This is a genomic window from Rhodococcus sp. UFZ-B548 (assembly GCF_903819475.1).
Lineage (GTDB): Bacteria > Actinomycetota > Actinomycetes > Mycobacteriales > Mycobacteriaceae > Rhodococcus_F > Rhodococcus_F erythropolis.
This window is the reverse complement of record NZ_CAIJDS010000044.1, coordinates 1-19,044: the sequence shown is the minus strand read 5'-3', so window position 1 is coordinate 19,044 and position 19,044 is coordinate 1. Positions and strand designations below refer to the sequence as shown.

General features: G+C 62.9%; 15 protein-coding genes and 2 pseudogenes. 5 read left to right on the top strand and 12 right to left on the bottom strand.

Annotated features, from left to right (window positions below; translation table 11 throughout):
- Window positions 1–4: 4 nt before the first annotated feature.
- Complete coding sequence (locus H7C86_RS27775) at window positions 5–478, bottom strand: ribose-5-phosphate isomerase (RefSeq protein ID WP_003944571.1); 474 nt, start codon at window positions 476–478, stop codon at window positions 5–7.
- A gap of 100 nt (window positions 479–578) precedes the next feature.
- On the opposite strand from H7C86_RS27775, the pseudogene H7C86_RS27770 reads away from it, so the two are divergent.
- Window positions 579–1,457: pseudogene (locus H7C86_RS27770) on the top strand (M48 family metallopeptidase).
- Here the strand turns inward: H7C86_RS27770 and H7C86_RS27765 are convergent.
- On the bottom strand, window positions 1,445–2,068 hold the full coding sequence (locus H7C86_RS27765) for a DsbA family protein (RefSeq protein WP_003944541.1): 624 nt from the start codon (window positions 2,066–2,068) through the stop codon (window positions 1,445–1,447). The pseudogene H7C86_RS27770 and the gene H7C86_RS27765 sit on opposite strands and share 13 nt — an antisense overlap.
- Window positions 2,069–2,234: 166 nt before the next feature.
- On the opposite strand from H7C86_RS27765, the gene H7C86_RS27760 reads away from it, so the two are divergent.
- Both H7C86_RS27760 and pepN read left to right on the top strand, forming a co-directional pair.
- On the top strand, window positions 2,235–3,470 hold the full coding sequence (locus H7C86_RS27760) for an NAD(P)/FAD-dependent oxidoreductase (RefSeq protein WP_020908238.1): 1,236 nt from the start codon (window positions 2,235–2,237) through the stop codon (window positions 3,468–3,470).
- A 65-nt stretch (window positions 3,471–3,535) separates the two neighbouring features.
- Complete coding sequence (gene pepN, locus H7C86_RS27755) at window positions 3,536–6,115, top strand: aminopeptidase N (RefSeq protein ID WP_182262621.1); 2,580 nt, start codon at window positions 3,536–3,538, stop codon at window positions 6,113–6,115.
- A gap of 71 nt (window positions 6,116–6,186) precedes the next feature.
- Here pepN and H7C86_RS27750 read toward each other — a convergent pair whose 3' ends face one another.
- The 3 genes from H7C86_RS27750 to H7C86_RS27740 form a co-directional block, all read right to left on the bottom strand.
- Complete coding sequence (locus tag H7C86_RS27750; RefSeq protein ID WP_019749092.1) at window positions 6,187–6,666, bottom strand: DUF5130 domain-containing protein; 480 nt, start codon at window positions 6,664–6,666, stop codon at window positions 6,187–6,189.
- Window positions 6,653–6,916: a hypothetical protein gene (locus H7C86_RS27745; RefSeq protein ID WP_007730943.1), complete on the bottom strand. Its 264-nt coding sequence runs from the start codon at window positions 6,914–6,916 to the stop codon at window positions 6,653–6,655. Before H7C86_RS27745 ends, H7C86_RS27750 begins: the two co-directional genes overlap by 14 nt.
- 90 nt (window positions 6,917–7,006) lie before the next feature.
- Window positions 7,007–7,705 (bottom strand): HNH endonuclease, encoded by a 699-nt coding sequence (locus H7C86_RS27740; protein WP_020908239.1) that lies wholly within the window; start codon window positions 7,703–7,705, stop codon window positions 7,007–7,009.
- A 182-nt stretch (window positions 7,706–7,887) separates the two neighbouring features.
- Here H7C86_RS27740 and H7C86_RS27735 point away from each other — a divergent pair, with 182 nt between their 5' ends.
- Window positions 7,888–8,295, top strand: a complete 408-nt coding sequence (locus H7C86_RS27735; RefSeq protein ID WP_003944464.1) for a globin — start codon at window positions 7,888–7,890, stop codon at window positions 8,293–8,295.
- Window positions 8,296–8,299: 4 nt separating this feature from the next.
- Here H7C86_RS27735 and H7C86_RS27730 read toward each other — a convergent pair whose 3' ends face one another.
- On the bottom strand, window positions 8,300–8,791 hold the full coding sequence (locus H7C86_RS27730) for a cupin domain-containing protein (RefSeq protein WP_019749095.1): 492 nt from the start codon (window positions 8,789–8,791) through the stop codon (window positions 8,300–8,302).
- 106 nt (window positions 8,792–8,897) lie between these two features.
- Here H7C86_RS27730 and H7C86_RS27725 point away from each other — a divergent pair, with 106 nt between their 5' ends.
- Window positions 8,898–10,496 (top strand): glycoside hydrolase family 13 protein, encoded by a 1,599-nt coding sequence (locus tag H7C86_RS27725; RefSeq protein ID WP_182262620.1) that lies wholly within the window; start codon window positions 8,898–8,900, stop codon window positions 10,494–10,496.
- A gap of 66 nt (window positions 10,497–10,562) precedes the next feature.
- Here H7C86_RS27725 and H7C86_RS27720 read toward each other — a convergent pair whose 3' ends face one another.
- From H7C86_RS27720 to H7C86_RS27695, 6 genes and pseudogenes are all read right to left on the bottom strand, one after another.
- On the bottom strand, window positions 10,563–11,249 hold the full coding sequence (locus H7C86_RS27720; protein ID WP_020970006.1) for a hypothetical protein: 687 nt from the start codon (window positions 11,247–11,249) through the stop codon (window positions 10,563–10,565).
- Window positions 11,242–11,661, bottom strand: a complete 420-nt coding sequence (locus H7C86_RS27715) for a thioesterase family protein (RefSeq protein ID WP_003944573.1) — start codon at window positions 11,659–11,661, stop codon at window positions 11,242–11,244. Before H7C86_RS27715 ends, H7C86_RS27720 begins: the two co-directional genes overlap by 8 nt.
- The gene (locus H7C86_RS27710) at window positions 11,658–16,505 is read right to left on the bottom strand and encodes an NAD-glutamate dehydrogenase (RefSeq protein ID WP_047888445.1); all 4,848 of its coding nucleotides are present in this window, start codon (window positions 16,503–16,505) and stop codon (window positions 11,658–11,660) included. The genes H7C86_RS27715 and H7C86_RS27710 overlap by 4 nt, the downstream gene beginning before the upstream one ends.
- A gap of 99 nt (window positions 16,506–16,604) precedes the next feature.
- Window positions 16,605–17,024 (bottom strand): thioesterase family protein, encoded by a 420-nt coding sequence (locus tag H7C86_RS27705; RefSeq protein ID WP_182262619.1) that lies wholly within the window; start codon window positions 17,022–17,024, stop codon window positions 16,605–16,607.
- Window positions 17,025–17,028: 4 nt separating this feature from the next.
- Entirely contained in the window at window positions 17,029–18,708 is a 1,680-nt protein-coding gene (gene ettA, locus H7C86_RS27700) for an energy-dependent translational throttle protein EttA (RefSeq protein WP_007730925.1), read from the bottom strand.
- Between the two features lie 166 nt (window positions 18,709–18,874).
- Window positions 18,875–19,044 (bottom strand): annotated as a pseudogene (locus tag H7C86_RS27695) (hydroxylase); the annotation flags it as partial.

Sequence of the window (19,044 nt, the reverse complement as noted above, 5' to 3'; positions counted from 1 at the left end):
CGGATCAGGCTTGCGGCAGAGCCGGTGCGACGCCGGTCTTCTCGTACTCGGACAAGATGTCGATACGACGCTGATGACGCTCTTCACCCGACCATGCGGTGGCGAGGAAAGCGTCGACGATGGCGAGTGATTCCTCGAGGGAATGCATACGTCCACCGATGCCGATCAGCTGAGCGTTGTTGTGCTCGCGGGCCAGCTTCGCCGTTTCGACGCTCCAAGCGAGAGCGCACCGTGCGCCGGGAACCTTGTTCGCGGCGATCTGCTCACCGTTGCCACTGCCACCCAGGACGATTCCCAGGCTGCCCTCGTCGGCAACGACGCGCTTTGCGGCTTCGATGCAGAATGCCGGGTAGTCGTCCACGGCGTCGTACTCGTGAGCACCACAGTCGATAGCCTCGTGGCCGTTCGCTTTCAGGTGTTCGATGATCTCGTTCTTACGTTCGAATCCGGCATGGTCGGCACCCAGGTATACGCGCATGGCGACAATTCTCTCAGGCCCGACCAGCCGGGCGCACCCGGGTCGACGTCACACTTTCAGGAACACGCATCGCCGCGCGAGCGCACCTATCGTGGTGCCCATGTACCCCGTCAACGGCCAGGCCGCTGCACCCGCCGTTCGTGTGTCACCAGGCAGTGACGCGGTTCGCCACCCGTGGGAAATCCCGCTACTCGTGCTCGCCGTTCTGACGACAGTCGTCACCTATGTGGTGGCGATCGTTCTGATCGCTGCGGGTGATCTGTCGACGTGGATCCTCGTGGTGCTCGCGGCTCCGATCCTGCTGTTCCTCGCGCGAGGTCAGCTGTACGGATCGCAGCAGGTCAACGGAATCAAGATGACGCCTTCGCAATTTCCGGAGGGGTATCAGCTGGTCGCCGAGGCCGCGGCACGGTTCGGCATGAAAACTCCGCCGGATGCCTACGTCGTGCTGGGGAACGGACGGATCAACGCATTTGCGTCAGGGCACGGATTTCGGCGTTTCGTCGTCGTCTACAGCGACCTGTTCGAGGTCGGTGGGCAGGCCCGCGAGCCCGATGCGCTCGCATTCATCATCGGTCACGAGGTCGGCCACATCGCTGCTGGGCATGCGTCGTACTGGCGCCAGTGAGGACAGTTCGCGTCGAACTACATTCCGGTGATCGGGTCTTCGCTGTCGCGTTCCATGGAGTACACGGCAGACAACTTCGGTTTTCACATGCGCCCACAGGGCGCACCGGGCGCCATGGGTGTCCTCGGCGCCGGAAAGTATCTCGTGGGTCTGGTCGGGTTCGACGAACTCGCCGATCGCGCGACACTCGAATCCGGTTTCTTCCCGTGGTTCGTCAACATCTTGTCGTCGCATCCGGTGCTGACCTGGCGTGCGGCCGCGCTTCGCAACCGCACGCACTCAGGGCATCTGTTCTTCCGGCCCGGTCAGCTCTACCGAAATCCGGCGCTCACTACCGCTCAGTCGAACTGAGGATCCTCGTTGCGGGTCCGCTTGAGCTCGAAGAAGTGCGGGTAGCCGGCCAGCGCGACGGCGCCGTCCCACACCTTGCCTGCATCCTCGCCGCGCGGGATACGTGACAGCACGGGACCGAAGAACGCCACGCCGTTGACATGGATCGTCGGGGTTCCGACGTCGGGTCCGACGGCGTCCATGCCCTTGTGGTGGCTCTCACGCAGTGCCTCGTCGTACTTGTCGGTGTCGGCAGCCTCGGCCAGTTCGGGCGGCAGTCCGACCTCGGCGAGCGACGACTTGATGACGTCGGCGAAGTCCTTGTTGCCCTCGTTGTGGATCTTCGTACCCATGGCCGTGTACAGCGGCAGCAGGATCTCGTCACCCTTCAGCTGCGCTGCCGCGATAGCGACGCGGACCGGGCCCCAGGCCTTGGTCATCATCTCGCGGTACTCGTCGGGGAGGTCGCGGCCCTCGTTGAGAACCGCAAGGCTCATCACGTGGAACTTGGCCTCGATGTCGCGTACCTGCTGGGCCTCGAGAATCCAGCGCGAGGTGATCCAGCACCACGGGCAGAGCGGGTCGAACCAGAAGTCAGCAGTGTCCGTGGTCTTACTCGAGGTTGCGCTCACGAAGAAACTCCCTATCAGTTCATGTCGGTCAGGTTCTATCAGTTCGGGGACATACTCCCGTTCTGCCAACAATCATGAACCCGCAATCCTTCCCGCGCTTTCCCCCGAACCACCTTCCGATCGCAGTAGTGTCGAAAAGAAACGAGTACGAAGGAGTGGTTCAGTAATGAGCACCAACCGGAGATTCGTGATCGTCGGCGGCGGGCTCGCGGGCGCAAAGATCGCAGAAGCCCTGCGTGACAGAGATTTCGACGGTGAGATCACCGTATTGAGCGAAGAAGACCACCTTCCGTACGAGCGGCCGCCGCTGTCGAAAGAGTTCTTCGCAGGCAAGAAGACACTCCCCGAATTCACCGTCCACGACGGCGAGTGGTTCCGCGACCATCACATCGATCTTCGTCCGGGAACGACGGCAACGGCCATCGACCCCGCTGCGCACACCGTGTCACTTCCGGACGGTTCCACGATCAGCTACGACAAGCTCGCCTTGGCCACCGGCTCACGTTCGCGGCGCCTCGACATCCCGGGGTCCGACGCCGAGGGCGTTCACTACGTGCGAACAGTCGATCAAGCCGCTGCGCTACTGCGCACCCTGGCCGCCGACAAGAAGCTCGTCGTGATCGGTGCCGGCTGGATCGGTCTCGAAATTGCCGCGTCGGCTCGCGGTTTCGACGTCGACGTCACCGTGCTCGAGCATGCCGGCCTTCCGCTCGAATCGACCCTGGGCCCGGAAATGGGTGAGGTCTTCGCCGCTCTGCACCGCCAGAACGGCGTCGACTTGCGCACTGGCACGGACGTCAGCGCAATCTCTGTCGACGGCGATCACGCCGCCGGCGTCACTTTGAGCGACGGCACCGTGATTCCAGCCGACGCCGTGTTGATTGCTGTCGGCGCGTTGCCGAACACCGAGTTGGCGTCGGAGGCGGGTATCGACGTCGACAACGGAGTTCTCGTCGACGCCGGTCTGCAGAGCAGCGACCCCGACGTCGTTGCAGTAGGCGACATCGCGGCCGCACAGCATCCGATTCTGAATGCACGAATTCGGGTGGAGCACTGGGCAAACGCACTCAACCAACCCGAGACCGCCGCAGACACCATGTTGGGTCGGCCCGCCGAGTACGTGCGCATGCCGTACTTCTTCACCGATCAGTACGACCTCGGGATGGAATACGTGGGTCACGCACCGCACGGCGGCTACTCCCGTGTCGTCACGCGCGGCGACGTCGACAAGCGCGAGTTCCTGGCATTCTGGCTCGATTCCGCGAACAAGGTGCTCGCCGGCATGAACGTGAACATCTGGGATGCCGGTGACGCCATCAAGGAATTGGTCGCCTCTTCGCGTCCTGTCGATCCGGAGCGGCTGGCCGATCCGGAGATTCCGCTGGCAGAAGTGTCCGCTTGAGTAAAGCCGTTCTCTTCGTGATGGGATGGACGTAATAGATCCGCACCATCTACGAGGAGATCTTTGTGGTCGCACCGAACCTGACACGCGAAACCGCAGCGCAACGGTCAGCAATCCTGACCGTCGAGAACTACCTGATCGAACTCGATCTCACCGACGGCAACGACGCACCCGGCGAGGAGACGTTCTCTTCGAAGACCACCGTCACGTTCACGGCTACAGCCGGAGCAAGCAGCTTCATCGACATCGTCGCGGCCCGAGTCCATTCCGCGGTCCTCAACGGCACCGCACTCGACGTCTCCGACTACGACGAGTCGACGGGCATCAGCCTTCCCGACCTCGCTGCCGACAACGAGTTGGTCATCGAGGCCGATTGCATCTACTCCCACACCGGCGAGGGACTGCACCGATTCGTCGACCCGACCGATGACGCCGTCTACCTCTACTCACAGTTCGAGACGGCTGACGCCAAGCGCATGTTCGCGTGCTTCGATCAGCCCGATCTGAAGGCCACGTTCGACATCCACGTCACCGCTCCCACGTCGTGGAAGGTCATCTCCAACTCCGCGGTCGTCGAGACCCTTGCCGCCGATCCCGGCAAGCACGGTTTCCGGACCACCCCGAAGATGAGCACGTACCTGGTGGCGCTCATCGCCGGTCCCTACGCGCAGTGGACCGACAACTACTCCGACGAGCACGGCGACATCCCGCTCGGAATCTTCTGCCGCGCTTCGCTGGCCGAGTTCATGGACGAGGAGCGGCTCTTCACCGAGACCAAGCAGGGATTCGACTTCTACCACCGCAACTTCGGTGTTCCCTATGCCTTCGGCAAGTACGACCAGCTCTTCGTCCCCGAATTCAATGCGGGCGCGATGGAGAATGCCGGCGCCGTGACATTCCTCGAGGACTACGTCTTCCGGTCCAAGGTGACCCGCTACTCGTACGAGCGTCGTGCCGAGACGGTGCTGCACGAAATGGCGCACATGTGGTTCGGCGACCTCGTCACGATGGCGTGGTGGGACGACCTGTGGCTCAACGAGTCGTTCGCGACCTTCGCTTCGGTCCTGTGCCAGACCGAGGCCACGGAGTACACGAACGCCTGGACGACGTTCGCCAACGTCGAGAAGTCGTGGGCATACCGCCAGGATCAGTTGCCGTCGACGCACCCGATTGCCGCGGACATTCCGGACCTGGCTGCCGTCGAGGTCAACTTCGACGGCATCACCTACGCGAAGGGCGCCAGCGTCCTCAAGCAGTTGGTCGCATACGTCGGACTCGAGCCGTTCCTCGCCGGACTGCGTGAGTACTTCCGTGAGCACGCATTCGGAAACGCAACATTCGACGATCTGCTGGGCTCACTCGAAAAGTCCTCGGGCCGTGACCTTTCCGATTGGGGTCGGCAGTGGCTCAAGACCACCGGTTTGAACATCCTGCGCCCCGACTTCGATGTCGACGCAGACGGAAAGTTCACCCGCTTCGCCGTCCTGCAGGACGGTGCGGCACCAGGCGCCGGCGAGCGGCGAATCCACCGGATCGCCATCGGCATCTACGACGACGTCGACGGCAAGTTGGTACGAAGCCATCGCGTCGAACTCGACCTCGATGCCGTGGAAAGCACGGATGTCCCCGAACTTGTCGGCGTCGCCCGCGGTGCACTCGTGTTGGTCAACGACGACGATCTCACCTACGGCTCCGTGCGACTCGATCCCGAATCGTTGGCGACGGCGATCGAGCGGGTCGGCGACATCACCGACTCACTCCCCCGCACCCTGGTCTGGTCGGCGGCGTGGGAAATGACCCGTCAGGCCGAACTGAAGGCACGCGACTTCGTCGCACTGGTCGAGCGCGGCATCAGTTCGGAGACCGAAGTCGGTGTGGTGCAACGTCTCTTGCTCCAAGCCCAAACCGCCATCGGCTCCTACGCAGATCCGGCCTGGGCCGAGGCCGAAGGTGCGGCGAGCTTCGCCAATCGGTTGCTCGAACTCGCACGTGAGGCAGAGGCCGGGTCCGACCACCAGCTGGCATTCGTCAACGCACTCACCGGTGCAGCACTCTCCCCGTGGCACACCGAGGTACTGCGCGAATTGCTCGACGCCGATCCCTCCACCGTTGGGCTCGACGGCCTGATCGTCGACACGGACCTGCGCTGGCGCATCGTCGGGGCACTGGCAGCTGCCGGTGAGATCGACGCCGAAGGAACCGCAACTCCGTTCATCGACGCCGAAGCCCAGCGTGACCCGACCGCTGCGGGCGCTCGTCAAGCCGCGGCGGCCGCGGCCGGACGTCCTCAGGCCGCTGTCAAGGAAGAGGTCTGGGCGAAGGTCGTCGGCGACGACTCGGTGCCCAACATCACCGCACGATCGATCATCGGCGGGTTCGCTCGCGAAGGCCAGGACGAATTGCTCGAACCCTTCGTCTCCCGTTACTTCGCCGACATCGCGGCGGTGTGGGAACGACGCTCGAGCGAAGTGGCACAGACCGTCGTCATCGGGCTGTACCCGGCGTGGTCGATCTCCGCAGAATCCGTCGCGGCGGCAGACCGATTCCTCGAAGGCGACATCCCTCCCGCGTTACGTCGTCTGGTCGTCGAAGGCCAGGCTGGTGTGGTTCGTTCACTCGCAGCACGAAAGTTCGACGCGAGCTGACATGCGAAAGGCCGGTGCCCGCGTCGATTCTCACGAATCGACGCGGGCACCGGCCTGTGTCTGACAAACAGTTACGGCGCTGAAATTGCGGCTGCCATAACGCGGATGGCACTGATCAGTCCGTCGATCAGGTTGCCTTCACTGAAGGATGCAACAGCTGCCGTTGCTCCGAGCTGGGTAACGCGATCAGTGACCCGATCGGCGATTGCCCGCCCGCTGCGTACCTCGACGGTGCGCTGGTTGGGCGAGACGGCGATCAGCACGGAACGCTCGGCTTCGGGCGTGGTCGGGAACAGTGCGTCGGCACCCGCTGCCGGATCAGAACCGAGATCACCGATGTAGGCGTTGAATCGCACCTTGGTGGCCCGCGTCGCTTCGGTCATCGCGACGTCGAGCGCAACCAGATCCATGGTCTCGAACGGAAGATCGTCGGTGAACGGCTCGCCGATGCGGTGCACACCGGAAACGCGTCCGCTGGACGTGACGACGCTGCCGACGGGCAGGTCCTCGGGCGCTACTGCGAGCGCGGTCGAATGATCACCACTTGCCACTTGCGGACCCTCCGATCAGATCAGCCGAACCGGCTTCGATTGCGTGTGCACTGCCGTGATGGCCACCGCGAACGGTGACTTCGTCGACAGCACTCCACAGCACGGGAGCGTGATCCCACGACTCACCGAGATGGAACGCCGGCGGAACCGGTCCCGGCGTCTTCTTCCCGAGGAAGGACGCAGCCGCGAAGAACGCGGTGATCAAGGCCGGAATCCCAACGTATATCAGTACTACCTCGAGAATGCTCACACCAGATAACGTAGCCCAGAACGCCAGGAAGGAAAGCGTCAGGGCCACAAATTCTCGGGCAATTTCGTTTCGGTGACGACAGAACGCCGCTCAGGCTGCGCCCACGCCGAGATACGGCATCCACGCCGGATGCAATTCCTTGGTCGCCGCGAGCAGACGCCAATGCGGTCCGGACGGCGGAACCAATTCCGCACGGAGAGTCCATCCGAGTTCGCTGAGCATCTTGTCGGCCTTGCGGTGATTGCAGGGGGCACAGCACGCGACGCAGTTCTCCCACGAATGCCCGCCACCTCGGCTGCGAGGAACGACGTGGTCGATGGTTTCGGCTTTGGCTCCGCAGTACGCACATCGGAAGTGGTCACGATGCATCAGTGCGGCACGGGTCATGGGGATGCGGGCGCGATACGGAACGCGCACATAGGTGCGCAATCGAATGACCGAGGGAACCTGCACCGACCAGTCCGCAGAATGGACTACCGGGCCCTGTTCGTCCTCGTGGACGGTATCGGCCTTGCCGCAGGCCATCAGTACGACCGCGCGCCTGGCAGGAAGGGCGGTCAGCGGTTCGTACGTGACGTTAAGCAGTAGCACCCGACGTTTTACCCACTCGGGCACAACGCGATCGGGAGGGAACATCTCGAGGTGAGAATGCTCTTCGGAAAAGAGTGGGTCAGCAGTGTGCGCGAACCCGTCAGGAACAACTTCCAGAACAGCCCCTAACGCGTGGTCGTTCCGCGCGCTAGTGGGCTGGAGTTGTCGGTGATTGCGTGCAGCATGTCGGTTCTTCATACGACCTCCGGGAGACTGCCCCCAAGTTGACCACGGATGATCGCGTTACGCACTCCCATTTCGAACAAAATTGCCAGGACGGCCGGTGAATTTCCGGTGAATGGGTACGCATTCCGACCCGATGCAACCGTCGTCGACCCGGAAACCGACCACTACGGCCGTCAGGCACAATGGAACTTGCCATGAATGACGTACAGCACGACGTGCAGCAGACCTTCTACGACGCCGTCGGCGGAGCCGAGACGTTTCACAAGCTCACCGCGCGATTCTACGAAGAAGTCGCGAAGGACGAGGTTGTGCGCCCGCTCTACCCCGAGGCCGATCTCGGCCCGGCAGAGCGGCGGATGCGGATGTTCCTCGAGCAGTACTGGGGCGGGCCGCACACGTACTCGGAGGAGCGTGGGCATCCGCGTCTGCGGATGCGCCACAATCCTTTCGTGATCGGCCCGATCGAGCGTGATGCGTGGCTTAGGTGCATGCACGTCGCCATCGCGTCCATCGACGAGAAGACCCTGAGCCCGGTGCACCGCAAGCAGTTGATCGACTACATGGAGATGGCTGCTGCGTCCATGGTGAACTCCGCCATCTGACCGTTTACTTCGCCTTCGGCCTGAACACACGCGCGATCCGGCGGGCTGCCCGTACCCCGAACGACACCGTGGGATGTAGCGGAGAACTCAAGATTGCGTGCTTGCGCACGTACTCTTCGACCTCCCACTCCGACCAGCTGCCCGCCCGGAAGAGTGCGGCATCGCCGACGCCCAGGGTTCGTTTCGCGATTCCGTCGCCCTGAACGGTGACCGACCCTTCGATGATGTGCACGATTTCGTCCGCATGGAAGTACCAGCGGAAGCGCCCCTTCGTGCAATCCCAGACGTGCGTAGTCGTGGTCCCGTCTTTACTCGCCGACCATTGCGCCGACCGTGCAACCGGTGTGCCGAAGATTATCCAGTCACGGTTGATCGGATCATCGTCGAGCAGTACGTGATCCAAACTGACCGCTTCGATTGCCGACAAAGTCAAGGCCAAGCCCCCTTGGTTGAATTCTCGATACTTCTCCCCCGGCAGTAACACCAAAGTTGCCACATGGAGTCACCGCGTGAATGCAAAGTACACCAAGGCTAGGTAAAGAGTCACGCTTTTGCCGTGTCCAAGTCGTGAGAGTGCCAGACGTTTGGCACTATGAACTGCTGTGAGCACCCCCGCGGATTCGTCCTCTGTAAGCCGGCCCGAAGCCCCGTGGTGGAACGAGGCGGTCTTCTATCAGATCTATCCGCGTTCCTTTGCCGATTCGGGCAGTGACGGTATCGGCGACCTCGGCGGAGTCGAGGAGAAACTCGGCTACCTCGAGCTGCTCGGCATCGACGCGATCTGGTTGAGCCCGGTGATGAAGTCACCGATGGCAGACCACGGCTACGACGTCTCGGATCCTCGCGACATCGATCCCCTGTTCGGTGATCTGGCGACGATGGATTCGCTGATCACGTCGGCCCACGAGCGCGGAATCAAGGTCACCATGGACCTGGTCCCGAACCACACGAGTGATCAGCACGAGTGGTTCAAGGCAGCCCTGGCGTCGGCGCCCGGTTCTGCGGAGCGATCCCGCTACATCTTCCGAGACGGCAAAGGTGAAAAAGGCAACGACCCGCCGAACAACTGGCCGAGCATCTTCGGCGGCCCGGCATGGACCCGCGTCACCGAAGCCGACGGAACACCCGGCCAGTGGTACCTGCACATCTTCGCCAAGGAACAGCCGGACCTGAACTGGGACAACCCCGAGGTCTTCGACGACCTCGCCAAGACTCTGCGCTTCTGGCTCGAGCGCGGAATCGACGGATTCCGCATCGACGTGGCCCACGGAATGGCCAAGCCGGACGGTTTGCCGGACCACGACTGGGAGCTCAACGAGCTCATGCGCAATTCCGACGACGACCCGCGGTTCAACAATCCGGCAGTTCACGAAATCCACCGCGGCATCCGCAAGGTCATGGACGAGTTCCCGGAGGCGATGACCGTCGGCGAGATCTGGGTGAAGGACAACCAGAAGTTCGGCGAATACATCCGGCCAGACGAACTGCATCTCGGATTCAACTTCCGGCTTGCAGAAACCGAATTCTCCGCCGAGTCCGTCCGAGAGGCCGTGGAGAACTCCCTCGCGGCCGTCGCCGAGGTCGGGGGTGTGCCCACGTGGACACTGTCGAATCACGACGTCGAACGTGAAGTCACGCGCTACGGCGGGGGCGAGATCGGAACGCAACGCGCACGGGCGATGATCCTCGTCGAGTTGGCGCTTCCGGGCGCGAGCTTCATCTACAACGGAGCCGAACTCGGCCTGCCGAACGTCGACCTGCCCGACGATGCACTACAGGACCCGGTCTGGGAACGATCCGGACATGCCGAGCGAGGACGCGACGGCTGTCGAGTGCCCCTTCCCTGGGAAGGAACCGAGCCGCCTTTCGGATTCACCACCGGTGCGAGTACCTGGCTGCCGATGCCGGCCGAGTGGTCGACGCTCACCGTGGAGGCTCAGATCGAGGACGTCGACTCGATGCTCTCGCTGTATCGCGCCGCCCTCGAACTTCGTAGCGCCAGGCCGGAGTTTTCCGGCACCGACATCGATTGGTACGGCAGTCCCCCCGGCTGCCTCGCTTTCCGTCGACGCGGCGGTCTGATCTGTGCTCTCAACACCACGGAGGTGCCGATCGCACTGCCGAGCGGGCAGCTGCTGTTGAGCAGCGCACCACTCGTCGACGGTCAGTTGCCCGTCAACGCTGCGGCGTGGCTGATCTGACCGAACACTCTCGCACGTCGTCAGGCGGCGGCCCCATCGCGCTGGTGGTGGCCGTCGCCTGAACTCCTACCGCGCAACCATCAGCGGTATCGAACCACCGCGGTGACGGTAGATCGAACCAAACCGTGCATCGAGGCGCACCCACGATCGACTCGCCCGCACCCGAACCAGTTCCGACGCGTCGATCTGTTCGAGATCGATGTCCGCAGTCATCGCTTCGGATCCGGCGTGCGGAACGAATCCCATTGCGGTCAAGGCAAAAATAACTCGCATCGAGATCCCGACCGTGCCTGATGGACCACTGACCTCGAGCACGTCCTGATCGAGCAACGACGCCGGCGGCCCGTGACTACTTCCATGCTCGAGCGCCAAGGCGTTGCCCCGTTGCGCCAGTTCGATCAGCACCCGGGCGGGTACGTCGTCCAGGTGCTCGAAGCCGTCCATCGGCGGCAACGCCCCACGCCACGCCGAATCCATGGCGAACCCCGGATCGATCAGCTCACTTGTTGCCTGCTCCACCGCCGAGAGCAACTGATCGCCGGCAGCCGACGTGTCGTCAGGGTTGATGGTGCCAGCCACCGTTCGCGTCGCCAGAGCGTCGAAACCCGTTGACGCCCAGACGCTCAGGTGCGCATCGCCGCGTCGACGCATTCGGATGACCGCGGACTCGTCCAAACGCAAGGCGTGACCGATGAAGCCGGCCAAGTTCTTTCGCTCGGCCTCCTCGGGCACGGTCAGTACACGTTCATGCACGTTGCCAGCTCTCCAAGTACTCCCGCTCGGGCCCGCTGAGGCGGCGCAGACGTTGAGTGTCGATATCGAAAGCCGCGATCTGAGTCGATGCCACGATGGACGGCGGGACGCTGAGATCGGCGCCGCGGGGGCGAACCTCGTACGCGATGGTGAAGTCCACCGCGCGAACCTTTTCCACCCACATGAAGACATCGAGCGGTGAATCGTCGTGCCGCAGTTGCCCGCGGTACCGCACATGGAGATCGGCAATCACAGCCCCGTCACGCAGGGTGACCGTCGGGCGCGAGTCTTCGAACAACCAAGGAATCCTCGCCTCTTCGAGCAACGTCACCATCCGTGCGTGGTTGATGTGCTGGAAGGCATCCATGTCAGACCACCGAACCACAACTTCGGCGTGGAATCCTTCGCTCAACGTCCTACCTCCGATCGGGTGCCCATGCTGCGCACCATGCTACGAACCTGACGCGCCGCCACCGAGAGCGTCGCGAGGTCAAGCGTCCCAGACTCGAAGATCTCGACGAGAGCTGCCCTCGCCCGACTCAGCCGCGAGGCGTTGGTCGATTCCCATTCGTCGATCTTCTCCTGCGGCGACTCCCCCGGCTCGCCGCCGGCCAGAACCTCCATCGTCAACTGCCGCAGCGAACTGTAGAGGTCGTCTCGCAACGCGAGCCGAGCAAGCGAGTGCCAGCGATCGCCGCGCTCGAGTCCCGAGACCGCGCTCAGCAGCCAGTCGATTCCCAGATGCGCGTCCAAGGCGTAATACAGCTCCGCGACTTCGGTGATGTCGTGATCTGCGATGTCGGCGATATCCGCGATGTCGAGCAGGCAGTAGACGTCGAGCAGTCGGAACACGTCCAGCGCCAACGCTTCCGGAGCCCCGCGATCGATCACGGATTGAGCGCGCACGAGCAGATCGTCGAGCTGGTGGCCGGCGAGCAGCCCCGGAACCAGCGGCGCCGTCGCCCGATACGCTGCCGAGTAGCGCGCAACTTCGGCGCCGACCGCGATCGGCTGGGGCCGATTGGCCAGGAACCACCGCGACGCGCGGTCGAGCAAGCGGCATGACTCCACGATCAGCTCGTTTTCGATCTCTGCACTGACGCCGGCCGAGCGGATTCGCGACCACACCTCGTCGAGCGCAAAGACCTCTCGCACAGCGGCGTACGCGCGGATCGAGTCGGTACTGCTCGCTCCGGTCTCCTCGGCCAAGCGGTAGGCGTACGTGATTCCGCCGTTGTCGATCACTTCGTTCACGAGCATCGTCGCGACGATCTGCCGCCGCAACGGGTGTGCTTTGATCTCCGTTTCGAACCGATCGCGAACAGCGGTCGGGAAGTACTGCGGGATCTGCTGGGCGAAGAAATCGTTGTCCGGCAACTCGGTTGCGAGCAGATCGTCCTTGAGTGAAAGCTTGACGTGCGCCGTCAGCGTCGCCAATTCCGGCGACGTCAGACCCACACCAGCCTCGAGTCGACGCTCGATCTCCTTGTCGGTCGGCAACGCCTCGAGCTTGCGGTCAAGGCCACGTGCCTTGGTCAGATCCGTCAACTGACGGCGGTGAACACCGAGCATCTGCGGCGCGGTCACGCGGGAGATTCCGAGCAGCGCGTTCTGGGCGATGTTGTCCGCCAACACCAACGCCGCCACGTCGTCGGTCATCGACGCCAGCAACGGATTCCGTTCTTGCGTCGGCAGTAACTGCGAACGCACGAGCGAATCGAGAAGGATCTTGATGTTCACTTCGTGATCGGAGCAGTCGACCCCGGCCGAGTTGTCGATGGCGTCGGTGTTGATGTGACCGCCGTTGGCGCTGAACTCGATTCGTCCCAGAGCAGTCACGCCGAGGTTGCCGCCCTCACCGATCACCTTGACTCGTAGGTCTTGACCGTCGACTCGCACCGCGTCGTTGCTCTTGTCTCCGACCTGCGCGTTCGTCTCGGTCGAAGCCTTGACGTATGTACCGATTCCGCCGTTCCACAGCAGATCCACCGGTGCCGACAGAATCGCCTGCATCAATTCCGGCGGCGAGAGCTTCGTGACCCCCTCGGCCAGACCCAGTGCGATTCTGACGCTTTCGGCGATCGGAACCGACTTGACCGTGCGGTCCCAGACGCCGCCACCTTCACTGATCAGGCTCTTGTCGTAGTCGGCCCATGACGACCGTGGCAACTCGAAAAGTCGTTGACGTTCGACGAACGAGCTCGGTGCATCCGGGTTCGGATCGAGGAAGATGTGTCGATGGTCGAACGCGCCCACCAGACGGATGTGCCGACTGAGGAGCATTCCGTTGCCGAACACGTCTCCGCTCATGTCGCCGACGCCTACCGTCGTGAAATCCTGCGTCTGCGTGTCGACCCCGAGTTCGCGGAAGTGCCGCTTGACGCTTTCCCAGGCGCCGCGAGCGGTGATTCCCATGCCCTTGTGGTCGTATCCCACGGAGCCACCGGAGGCAAACGCGTCGCCGAGCCAGAAGTCGTACTTGGCGGCAACCGAATTCGCGAGATCCGAGAACGTCGCCGTGCCCTTGTCCGCGGCGACCACCAGGTAGCGATCCTGATCGTCCTTGCGCACCACTCGATCCGGCGTCACAACTTCGCCGGTGGCCGCGTGCACGTTGTCCGTGATGTCGAGCAATCCGGAGATGAACGTGGTGTAGCAGGCCTTGCCCGTTTCCAGCGTCGCCGTTCGATCAGCGGCCGGATCACCCGTCGGCAGAGGCGGATTCTTCACGACGAAGCCGCCCTTGGCGCCGACCGGCACGATCACCGCGTTCTTGACGGCCTGAGCCTTCACCAAGCCGAGCACCTCGGTGCGGAAATCCTCGCGCCGGTCGGACCAGCGGAGTCCGCCGCGCGCGACTGCGCCGAATCGCAGGTGGACGCCTTCGACCTCGGGTGAGTACACGTAGATCTCGAAAGCCGGCCGCGGCTTGGGCAACTCGCTGATCCGCGAGGGATCGAGCTTGACCGACAGGTAGTCGCGAGAGCGGCCATCGGCGTCGACGACGTAGAAATTGGTACGCAAGGTCGCCTTCACCAAGGAGAACATTCCACGCAGAATGCGATCGGCATCCAAGCTGAGCACCTCGTCGATGGACGCACGCAACTGCTCGTCCAATTCGGCGACGCGAATGTCGTCCTGTTTCTCGGGGTCGAACATCGCCTCGAACAACTGCACCAATGCAAACGCGGTCTGCGGGTGCGTTAGCGCGATTCCTTCGATGTGGAACTGACTGTACGGAAATGTGGCCTGGCGCAAATACTTTGCGTAAGCACGCAACACCACGGCTTGCCGCCAGGACATTCCGGCCCGCAGCACCAACTCGTTGAATCGGTCAGCTTCTGCCCGGCCGAACCAGACTGCACCGAATGCAGCCGTGAATCGCTTCTGGACCTCGGTCAGCGGGGCGGTACTGGTCTCGAGTGGCACCTGCGCATCGAGGTCGATCTCGACCGACGCCCGAAGATCCGCCGGTACCGACAATCCGAAATCGTAGATCCAGCACTGAACGCCGTCGAGTCGCTGCACGACGTGCGGTCGCTCGTCGAGAACTTCGACGCCGAGTGACTGCAGCACGGGGAGCACCTGACTCAACGAGATACCGTCGCCGCCGACGAAGAGCGTGAAGCGCCAGGCACCGGGCGCGGAGTCCACAGCGCGATAGAGCAGTACGTCGATCGCGCCTGGCGCCAACGCCTCGAGCCTGGCGATGTCGGCCAGCGCGCGTGACGGTTCGAAGTCCTCCTTGTATCCATCGGGAAGCACCCGCGAATACCGTTGCACCAGTTCCGGATCCACACCCGGAATGTCGCGAACAAGGTCGTTGATGCGGTCGTCCCAGCTACGACTGACTTCGGTCAGCAGGGCCTGAACTCGCTCGCGGTTGGCCTCGGAGACATCCAGATGAACCGGCTCACTGTCCGGATCGCGCCGGATCGTCACGTGCAACAGCGCAAGATCGTTCTCGGTAACCCGGGCGGTGTAATCAACTGTGCCTGGGCCGAATTCGCGCCACAACAGGTTTTGCATCGCCAGTCGCACCCGCGTCGTATACCGGTCGCGAGGCAGATACACCAAGCAGGATACGAACCGTCCGAACGTGTCCTCGCGGACGAAGAGTCGCACCTGTCGACGCAGCCCGATGCTGTGCACGGCGTGGACGGTCTCGAACAAGGTCTCGGCATCGCTCGAGAACAACTCGGTGCGCGGGAAGGACTGGATGACCTCGAGCATCGCCTGCCCGGAGTACGAATGCAGGTCGACACCGGCACGCGCGATGACTTCGCGGACGCGTCGCTCGATCAGAGGAATCGCGAGGACGTTCTCGTGGAGTGCGACCACGGTGAACACACCCAGGAATCTGTGCTCCCCCACGATGTTTCCCTCGTCGTCGAGGATCGAGACACCCACGAAGTACGGGTAGACAGCGCGGTGCACCGTGGCGGGGAACGATCCCTGCGTCAGGACCAGAAGCGGTCGATCCGGGAGATCTGCAACTGGAGGCAAACTCATCGGGCCTTCGGTGACCGCGTCGGAGCGCAGCACGCCGAGCCCGCTGCCGGCGACCGTGCGTGAGCCGTCCTTCGTGCCCTCGAATCGCCGGTATCCGAGTACGGCGTAGTTTCCGTCCGCCATCCACCGGAGCAGCCGAGCGGTATCGGAGAATTCTTCGGGGGTGATCCTCCCGGAGGCAGTTTCTGCAGCACTCTCCAACTCGTCGGCAACGCGCAGTTGCAGTGCCTTCATGTCCGGGGTGTCACCAACCACCTGGCGGACGTCCGCGAGCACTTTGCCGAGGTGGGCTTCGATCGCGTCGAGATCGGAATCCTCGACTTCGGAGTCCAACTGGACGTGCATCCAGGATTCTTGGATACCGCTGTCGCCCAAGGAAATCAGATTGCCCGCGTTGTCGCGTTCAACCGTCAGGATCGGATGGGCGAATTGACTGATTCCCACGCCTTGTCGGTTGAGCATCGCGGTAACGGACTCGACGAGCAACGACATGTCGTCGGTGACGATCTGGACGGCAGCGCCGAGACCCTCGGATCCTGACGGGCGGTACACACGCCATACGGCCGTGCCTGGCGTCCGCTGCCTCCCGAGCGCGAGATGCGCGAGCAGGACTCGATCCGATCGACCGTTGATGACATCGTCGCTGTCACCCTCGTCGATGTGCGTGAAAAAGGCCTCGCGAAGACGCGTCAACAACGTCGCTTCGTCGAGGCCTGTGCCCTGCTGCCGTACACGGTCTGTCATTCCTGGCTCACATCCTTGTGGGTTCTGATCGCCGCGACCAATCTCTGACTCGAGACTAGCCGCGGCAACCAGTACCTAGGGTGAACTGAGAAACGAAATCTACGATGTCGTCATCTGAACAAGCGATGCTTCGAGCACCGCACGTTCGCTGTCCGCCAGCGGTCTGGACTTTTCGGACACGGTGTCGAATCCGACCATCAACGCGTCGCCGAAGGCGCATTTGACACCCGCGTTGTCACGGATGACGTGCCGAACCGTGAACGAGGAAGTCCCGACGTGAGTCGTGAAGATCTCCACGTTCAACGGACCGGACCGATCGGTGACCGGCTTGAGGAACTCGATGGTCATCTTTCGAACCACGAGGTATCCCGGTCGGCCGCCGAGCGGCGCCAGTTTCGCTTCCAGGAACTGGATGCGAGCTTCCTGCATGTACTCGACGTAACGCGTGTTGTTGACGTGACCCAACCGGTCGGAATCGCCCCACCGGACCTGGATCTGCGCTGTGTATACGTCGGACACCGGATCAGTCCCTGGTGAGCTTGCGGTGAGTCACGCGGTGCGGGCGTGCGGCGTCGGGGCCGAGTCGCTCGACCTTGTTCGCCTCGTAGCCCTCGAAGTTGCCCTCGTACCAGTACCAAGCTGCCTCGTTGTCGCCGAAGCCACCTTCCCACGCGAGGATGTGGGTACAGGTGCGGTCCAGGAACCAGCGATCGTGCGAGATCACGACGGCGCAGCCGGGGAACTCTTCGAGAGCGTTCTCCAGCGAGCCGAGGGTTTCGACGTCGAGGTCGTTGGTGGGCTCATCGAGCAGGATCAGGTTGCCGCCCTGTTTGAGCGTCATCGCCAGGTTCAGGCGGTTGCGCTCACCACCGGAGAGGACGCCGGCCGGCTTCTGCTGATCGTGGCCCTTGAAACCGAACGAGCTGATGTACGCACGCGAGGGGAACTCGGTCTGGCCGACGACGATGAAATCGAGCCCGTCGGACACGGTCTCCCAGACCGTCTTCTTGGGGTCGATTCCGGAACGGTTCTGGTCGACGTAGCTCAGCTTGACCGTCTGACCGATCTTGACCTCACCGGCGTCAGGCTCCTCGAGACCGACGATGGTCTTGAACAGCGTCGTCTTACCGACGCCGTTGGGGCCGATGACGCCGACAATTCCGTTGCGCGGCAACGTGAACGAAAGATCCTTGATCAGCACGCGGCCGTCGAATCCCTTGTCGAGGTTCGAGACCTCCACGACCACGTCACCCAGGCGCGGCGGTGCCGGGATCTGGATCTCGTCGAAGTCGAGTTTGCGGGTCTTCTCGGCTTCGTTCGCCATTTCCTCGTAGCGATCGAGACGAGCCTTGTTCTTGGCCTGGCGGGCCTTGGCGCCGGAACGAACCCATGCGAGCTCGTCCTTGAGGCGCTTCTGCAGCTTCTGATCCTTCTTGCCGGCAACTTCGAGGCGTGCAGCCTTCTGCTCCAGGTAGGTGGAGTAGTTGCCCTCGTACGGGTACAGGCGTCCGCGGTCGACTTCACAGATCCACTGCGCGACGTGATCGAGGAAGTAACGATCGTGGGTCACGGCGAGGATTGCGCCGGGGTAAGCAGCGAGGTGCTGCTCGAGCCACAGGACAGATTCGGCGTCGAGGTGGTTGGTGGGCTCATCGAGGAGCAGGAGGTCGGGCTTGCTCAGCAGCAGCTTGCAGAGCGCAACGCGTCGCTTCTCACCACCGGAGAGGTGGGTGACCATCTCTTCCGGCGGGGGGCAGCGCAGGGCGTCCATAGCCTGCTCGAGCTGCGAGTCGATCTCCCACGCGTCTGCGTGATCGAGCTTCTCCTGCAGCTCGCCCATCTCTTCCATGAGCTCGTCGGAGTAATCCGTGGCCATCAGCTCGGCGATCTCGTTGTACCGCTTGAGCTGGACCATCGTCTCTCCGAGACCGTCCTCGACGTTCTCGCGAACCGTCTTGGTCTCGTCGAGCTCCGGCTCCTGCATGAGGATGCCGACGGTCGCGCCCGGAGCCAGGAATGCCTCGCCGTTGCCCGGCTGGTCCAGTCCGGCCATGATCTTGAGGATGCTGGATTTACCAGCGCCGTTCGGTCCGACGACACCGATCTTCGCGCCGGGGTAAAAGCTCATCGTGACGTCATCGAGGATGACCTTGTCACCGTGCGCCTTGCGCACCTTCTTCATCGTGTAAATGAACTCAGCCATGACCGCCAGCCTATCGGTGTTTGTCCTATAACCCACATTGCGCGTTGGCGCTCACTCCGATGCGGGTTCTGCGGACAGTCCGAGGTCACCGACCAGATTCGCCGACATGCTCATCGACCCCCACGAAAACCGCGATGGGGACACCTCCGGGTGTCCCCAGGACGGCTCAGATCATTGCCCGGTGGATGCCCTTCGGCTCGCCACCGAGCTGCGAGAGCGTCGACGAATGGAAAATGGAACCAGGCACATGGATCGCGTGTGCCAAACCGGCATGAGCATCGCGCCAGAACCGCTGCATCGGCGTGTTCAACTGCAACGCGCCACCACCGGAACGAG